The following is a 6,719-nucleotide window of genomic DNA, read 5'->3' as shown; positions in this document are numbered from 1 at the left end:
GTTCGGATGATCATTTTTTGATCATCCGAACCTTTTTATTCGTAGAAACTAGTTTTGTCCCAGCCTCTTTTATTTATTAAACACGAGGAGGAAGAAATATGGATTTTATTAAACTAGATCAAACAGTTCAATTCTTAGATGAAAAGTTCTCTGTTAATTTGTGTAGGTATGTCGATAATAATAACTTTGCTATCTTACTTAAAAATGAAAATGGTGAGGTTATGGCAACAACGAATGTTACGCCTTTAATAATGGGTTTTGTTACGATAAAGAATTACTCAGAAAATGCGGGTATTGAACAATCGTTAATTAATGCCAATATCATTACGAATGGGTTTCTTCGCGAGTCCCCAAAAGCAAGGGGACTATATTAAACAATTAATTCAATTCACAGGGGATTGTAGTATTCTCGACCCTACAGCAGGGGAAGGAGATATTCTTAATCAATTGGTTGAAGACGAAAAACGCCATCATATTTCAACCTATGGTGTAGAATTGGATAATGCGAGAGCAGAAAAAGCGAGCGAAAAGCTAGATCACCTAGTTCATGCACCACTTGAAAGTATGGTTGTTAGTAATGATGCTTTTTCATTATTATATTTGAACCCCCCATACATTTCGAGATGCGTGGTGATGATGGTGATAGTGCTGATCGAAAAGAATATAAATTTTTGGTTCAAACAAATAAGTATCTAGCAAAGAATGGACTAATGATTTACGTTATTCCATCTTATCGTTTTGCCGATAAAAAGATTGCTAGATATTTAGCCACGCACTTTGATCATGTGGGTGTATTTCGCTTTACTGATGATGATTATGCTGATTTTAAGCAATCTGTTTTTATTGGACGTAAAAAGGCAGGGGCTTTAAAGGAGACGAATAAAAAACTCTTTGATTTCTTATTAAATATGGAATCTCCAGAGTTTGTTGAACAAAAAGTCTCTACGATGGACAAGGTGGTTTAACCATTTAATTTTCCCAATACAAGTGATTTAACTTGTAGTTTATAATAGAAGTGACCACCAAAGACTTACTATTTTTTAAAAAATTGGAGGTTTAAAATTTCATGAAAAAAATTTGGAGTATTTTGTTAGTTTTGGTTGTCTCTTTAGTGACTGCTAGTTCAGTATTTGGAGCTGATCAAGGATTAGACGTCGATGCAGATGTAGATCTACAATTAGTCGATGTTGATCAGGAGAAAGAACAAGTTGATAAGATATTCTCCCGTTTTAAAGAAGCTGATACATTGATTCAATCCAAAAGTTTAGAGTATGGGGGTCGGGAATTTGAAAGTGATATTGTTAAAGGGTTAGTTCCTGATGAAGCTGATATTTTAGAAGTGGTATATGATGATGATAGAAAGGTAGACTTAGTCTATATTGACTATATGTTTGACGGTGATCGTGTCATCGTTGATTACTTTGCAGATGGTACAGTTCATAAAACGGTAACGGATAATGACAACGATGTGATAATTGCAAATATTAATGATGTTGAATATGATGTAATCGACCTTAACCAAATTCAAAACACTAAAAGAACAGAAGATGAATTAAAGGAAATTCAGGAGTTGCTAGAAGATGGAGAATTAGATAAGGTAGAAGAATTATCTAATACAACTATTAATAAGGAAAATGGCCAAACCATTGTATCATTAAGTGATGATTCTATGTCTGATATTAATTCTGCTACTACCGATGTCTTACCAGGTAATCCAGGCACAATTTTGAATGATAAACTTGCAGATCATGTATATACTCGAAGCAATCAATATGTGGAAGCGTTGGATGATAGAGGACACAACCCATATACATTTAATGGAGTTTATGAAACTCAACGAAATTTTATTGAGTATTCAAAGGATGATCAATATTATTCTGCTGGAACAACAGTGTCAATAATAGCTTCTTTTTGGGAAGTATCTAAAAATTCAGCTAAAGGTTGGCTTAGTTTGGCTTTTGTTGCCTGGGATACCTATGAAGCGATTGACCGAGCAATTAATGCAATAGATACTATTCAATACAATTTTCATGGAGGAAAGGTAGCCACAGTCAATGACCCTACAGAATATAATGATGAAGTAAAGGCTTGGGAGATTTGGGATTGGGATGGACTTGTCGGTGTTTCTTGGACATATGACGGTGTATATAGGGATCCAACATGGGGACATCATGCACAGTCCCATGCTTTATCTTTTAGTAATCTAACAGCAACAAATAATGCACTTGATTACTATGATACTATTGTTGATACATTTGGAGTTTGGAATCAGGGGCAGGGCAATTTTTCAAGTCCAAACTAAACATCAATACAAACTTTTTAAAATATGGCATAGAAATAATTTCTAGCCATATTTTTTGTTGCGTGAAAAGGAGTATGGTATGGATAAAAAAAGAGGGTTTTTAATTGTAACTTTGGTGATAATAGCAATCTTTATGTGCTTAGTAATTTATTTACTGGTGAAGGAATGGGATATGATTCAAATGAAACTCGGGAATGACAACCCCATTATGTGGGAGGAGGAATCAGGTGAATATGTTGATGACGAAATATTATTAGTTGAAATTGAAAATAAGAACTTTGAAGAGTTAGGGGTTAATATTACTGACTTATTTTATTTACCCAACTTAGAACAAATTCATTTTGGACTATGGTATGATTCTTCTGACTATAGTAAGGCTTTACCTAAGCAAATTTTTCATGTTGAATTAATAGATGAAAATGGTCATGTTATGGACCATAATTACTATAGTAATGGACCTAATGGATTATTTGGTCAATTCCAACGTCGACAAATAAATAACGTTTCTCTGGTTGAAAGTGAAGAGGTTTATATGGTTATATATCCAGTAGAAAGGATTAATGGTGAAGTTATCAATTTAATCCCTGAGAGAAAATTGGTCTTTACTGCCGATATGCAACCACTTAATGAATATAAATAAGTTTCTAAGCTTAAACAGAGGAAGCAAAAGTTGGTAAGCCGATTAGGATCAAGAATTGTCATTATAAAAAGGTTATTAATATCATAAAAACGTTGATTGGGGACGGTTGAGTTAGTAAAAAGAAGCGGTTTAAATTAATAAGCCGCTTCTTTTTTTATGAATCAATACTCATGGAGATGTTTCTGTTTTTATTATCTTTTCCGCCACCTTGATAGATAGTTTATAATGATGATGTACCCACTGATTGATATGTAGCCACTTTTCTCAGCTATAGCTTCGATATAAGAAAAAGGAGTAAGGTCTTTTTCTTGATAACCATGATATTCTAACCCATCAATCAACTTTCCAGTTATATAAAATTCTTCATCAGTTCCAAAATGTTCTCTTAATTGCATGATTGAAGGGTCGACAGCACTTCCGTTAATGCTAATCCAGGCATGAAGCCCAATTGTTTTAGGGAATAGCATCTTTGGTAAAGAACCATCTGGGAAAGTGTAATCATAGAAACCTTGATGATATTTCATAAATGAATAATCACTCACACGATTGTAAGATAACAATCCAAATAGTAGAACAGAAGAATATATACATAAACCTCCATCTACATTCCATTGTTTAACTTCTTTGAGAGCAAAATTCTCCTTTTTGCTTATTCCATCAAAAAAAGAAAAATCTTCTATCAAAGCACAATGAGTTAGACGTGAAACGTAAACAATATTCCTTTGAATGTCGATATCCGATAGGTCATACCCTGTAATCCAATCCTTATCAAATTTTTGTAGAACTTCTTTTGACACTTTTTCCATAGACCAATTGTCAGCAAAAAGTCGTCATTCATTCGTTGATCCACAATTAATCCCTCATCTCAGTTTAAAGATACTACATCTATTAGTCCAGACCAATAAAGTATGTTTTAAACATTATAACATGCTTAAGGTATGCTGTAGAGGCTCTTAGGTTACTCCCTATTTTCACAATCTTAAAAATCACAACTTATGACTTGTCACTTTTATCTGAACCCAGTAGATATATATTATAATAAGGTATTAGTTGAATAATGACTATGTGACTAGCAAGTTAATATACTTTATCTTATCAATTAGGAACAAATAGTCTATAATCTTCCGTATTTTTACAAATCGACAAATTATTTTTCAATAAGTGGAATAAAGTTGCAAAAAAACAAGGGGTTTTTCTGTTTTTATATCAATACAAAAATACTCACATATGCGTTAAGATAAATTTAACAGCTGTTTTCATTTAATTTAGTTATTAAGTACTTAATGAATATTTTTGTGATGAGAGAGTTATAAATTTGAATAAATTAATGGTTGTCACATTGGTTTCAGTGCTTACGATTTTCTTTTATATTCCATTGTCAGCCGATGAAACTATTGAAAATACAATGACACAAGAAAAGCATAATGAAAAGGAAAGGGGAAAATTTGAAGAAGTGTTAGAAAAATTAAGTGAATTAAGCGAGCAAAGACTAAGTGATTTGTCTGAAGAAAGAGATGGAACATTACAGCGACTTAACACTAACGATATCGAGCAAGAACTTTTAGAGCTAGGAGTAGACAAGCTTTCTCAAGAAGATTTAAATGAATTGAATGAAAAAGCTAATGATGATATTTCTATCAATGCAACAACACCTCCATCAACAGATTCAGTAGATTGGTATAGTTATAGAATGGATACCTATCATGAAGGAGATAGATATGAAGTACAACAATTATTTGCTATGTCGAAAACCTCTGATTCAAATCTAGCAAATGGGGCAGATGGTGTTCATATAAATACAGGTGAGAACCTTGTTTTAAGTACCATAGAAGAATTAGCGAGTGTGTACGTGCAAAAAATTATTGGAACAATTCCAGTAGTCCAATGGACACCTTATGAACTATTGGGTCCTGAATATGAGCAAGTAACACTTGATACACACCAAGTGACTTACAGAAGTACTCAAACAGTTATATTTGCTTATGTAAAACCATACGGAACTAGTGACTCAAACCAAGAACTTTCATTTGTATCCAATCGTGTAGACTTAGCTCATTCTCACACTTTTGCTGGAATCGACAATCAAGGTCCATATTCAAAACCAACAGATGAATTTAATTTAGGAATACCTGCAGATGAATACGGTAGCATAAATGCTGCTGTTAGTTCTTATCTGACTGGTTATGGGACACAATCATCGTTTGTAGAAGATTATAGATTCTATGACCACAATCAAGAAGTTGCTGTTACTCAACCTGTTTTAAATCCTTTCTTACCAGGACATATACACTAATATAATTAAAGCCATAATACTTAGTAAATATTCATAAATACATATTTGAACATGTAAAGAAGGTGAAGGAAAAGATGAGAAAGCTTAATAAAATAATTCTATTCATACTTATAGTAGGCGTTATATACCTGTTTTTTTTATTACAATCACCCACAAGCATTAACAAAGAATACGAAGGGTTCATTTATCAATTAGGGAGTGATGCAGAAGGAAAAAAAGCTAAAATTGAAGTGAATGGTGAATTAAAAAACTCCATTTTTGATAAAAATCAATTTGAAGGTTTCATAAGTGTTAATGGAGAAAAAATCCCACCTAATAATGCGGTACAAGATACCGTAATTCTTGATCTAGAAGAACAACTAGGTGGACTACTTATTTATACTATTCAAAATGAACGTGGAGAAAGTATTTTGCAGTATGGGGAGTTACATCAAAATGATGAATTTAAGGAGGTACTTATTACTAAATTTCCAGAAGACGGTAGTTGGAATGTAGAAGATGGTATTATAATAGCAGCTCCAGCTAATAATAAGGATGAAGCTTTAAATATTGCCAATGAAATTATAGATTCAACAAATCCTTTGGAATAATGTAGTAGGACTGAAAATCTTAAAAAAATTAGGTCCGTTCCCTATAAAATGATACTTTGTCCTTATCATTTTATGACTGCATTATATGACACGTAGTCTTGAGAAATAACAAAATCATCAGATGTGACTTAACAAGGAAATAACTATATATGTTTGTGGATTGGTTATACACTACTCTAATTCAATTAAGTACAGATCACGAAACTTATATTCTTCATCTACAAAATCTAAGGCTAATTCAAATTCTTTTGTATGGTCGCTCTCAAAGTTAAAAACATACTGCACGAATATATTTTCTATCTGTATTTGTTCATCCTCTCCCGAATCATAAAAAATATCAATATCGTAAATGTCAACAGATTCAATAGTCATGTTACCAATTGCTTCAGTAGATAAGTTATTTAAATGACTTCCTTTTTCCTCAATTATTTCCTCTTTATTTTTATTCATATTTCTCTGGTTTAATAGAGACTCTATAAGTGGTTCGCTAATAAATTCCTTTGCTAAGGTTTTACCTTCTCGCTCAATAAATAAATTTAATATCGTTTCTTGTAACTCGTTTAAATTTTCTAGTTGTTCGCCGGTTAGCAGATGTTCATCATTTATAGCTATATGTTCATGGGTTAATGATTCAATAAATTCATCTTCTTGATTGATGCAGGATATTAAAAAGGTTGAGATTCCTGCAAAAAAAACAATCTGAAATAAGTATTTCATACTTTTCCTCCCTTGATTGGGTGATAACACATCATATAAATACAGTTATAAAATACCATGAGATAGAAATGAAGTGAATGCATCTATTGTATTATTTCACCAAAGTGATTGATAGAACTAATTTTGTAACAATTATATTAAAAAAGGAGAAATCCAGAAATATATCTAGGTCTCTCC

The 6,719-nt window shown here is 32.3% G+C and carries 8 protein-coding genes and 1 pseudogene; 6 read left to right on the top strand and 3 right to left on the bottom strand.

What is annotated here, in order from left to right:
* Nucleotides 1–98 precede the first annotated feature (98 nt).
* The 4 genes and pseudogenes from HWQ49_RS14260 to HWQ49_RS14240 all read left to right on the top strand — a co-directional run bounded on the left by HWQ49_RS14260 (nt 99) and on the right by HWQ49_RS14240 (nt 2,942).
* Nucleotides 99–374, top strand: a complete 276-nt coding sequence (locus HWQ49_RS14260) for a hypothetical protein (protein WP_188208300.1) — start codon at nt 99–101, stop codon at nt 372–374.
* Nucleotides 313–965 (top strand): annotated as a pseudogene (locus HWQ49_RS14930) (DUF6094 domain-containing protein). Before HWQ49_RS14260 ends, HWQ49_RS14930 begins: the two are co-directional and overlap by 62 nt.
* Nucleotides 966–1,066: 101 nt before the next feature.
* Nucleotides 1,067–2,302 carry a hypothetical protein gene (locus HWQ49_RS14245; RefSeq protein WP_188208297.1) on the top strand — a complete coding sequence of 412 codons (1,236 nt, stop codon included), beginning with the start codon at nt 1,067–1,069 and terminating at the stop codon, nt 2,300–2,302.
* A 79-nt stretch (nt 2,303–2,381) separates the two neighbouring features.
* Entirely contained in the window at nt 2,382–2,942 is a 561-nt protein-coding gene (locus HWQ49_RS14240) for a hypothetical protein (protein WP_188208296.1), read from the top strand.
* A gap of 191 nt (nt 2,943–3,133) precedes the next feature.
* On the opposite strand, the gene HWQ49_RS14235 is transcribed toward HWQ49_RS14240, so the two are convergent.
* Complete coding sequence (locus tag HWQ49_RS14235) at nt 3,134–3,748, bottom strand: hypothetical protein (RefSeq protein WP_188208295.1); 615 nt, start codon at nt 3,746–3,748, stop codon at nt 3,134–3,136.
* A 509-nt stretch (nt 3,749–4,257) separates the two neighbouring features.
* Between HWQ49_RS14235 and HWQ49_RS14230 the strand changes: the two genes are divergently transcribed.
* On the top strand, nt 4,258–5,235 hold the full coding sequence (locus HWQ49_RS14230) for a hypothetical protein (RefSeq protein WP_188208294.1): 978 nt from the start codon (nt 4,258–4,260) through the stop codon (nt 5,233–5,235).
* A 31-nt stretch (nt 5,236–5,266) separates the two neighbouring features.
* Here the strand turns inward: HWQ49_RS14230 and HWQ49_RS14925 are convergent, their stop codons facing one another.
* Nucleotides 5,267–5,341 (bottom strand): hypothetical protein, encoded by a 75-nt coding sequence (locus HWQ49_RS14925; protein ID WP_394810785.1) that lies wholly within the window; start codon nt 5,339–5,341, stop codon nt 5,267–5,269.
* Here HWQ49_RS14925 and HWQ49_RS14225 point away from each other — a divergent pair.
* Nucleotides 5,310–5,825 (top strand): hypothetical protein, encoded by a 516-nt coding sequence (locus HWQ49_RS14225; protein ID WP_188208293.1) that lies wholly within the window; start codon nt 5,310–5,312, stop codon nt 5,823–5,825. The genes HWQ49_RS14925 and HWQ49_RS14225 overlap by 32 nt on opposite strands.
* A gap of 171 nt (nt 5,826–5,996) precedes the next feature.
* On the opposite strand, the gene HWQ49_RS14220 is transcribed toward HWQ49_RS14225, so the two are convergent.
* Nucleotides 5,997–6,542 carry a hypothetical protein gene (locus tag HWQ49_RS14220; protein ID WP_188208292.1) on the bottom strand — a complete coding sequence of 182 codons (546 nt, stop codon included), beginning with the start codon at nt 6,540–6,542 and terminating at the stop codon, nt 5,997–5,999.
* Between the last annotated feature and the right edge of the window lie 177 nt (nt 6,543–6,719).

Source organism: Alkalibacillus aidingensis, assembly GCF_014595945.1.
Classification (GTDB): domain Bacteria; phylum Bacillota; class Bacilli; order Bacillales; family Alkalibacillaceae; genus Alkalibacillus; species Alkalibacillus aidingensis.
Note: the sequence above shows the minus strand (reverse complement) of the source record. Positions and strands in the feature narration are given on the sequence as shown.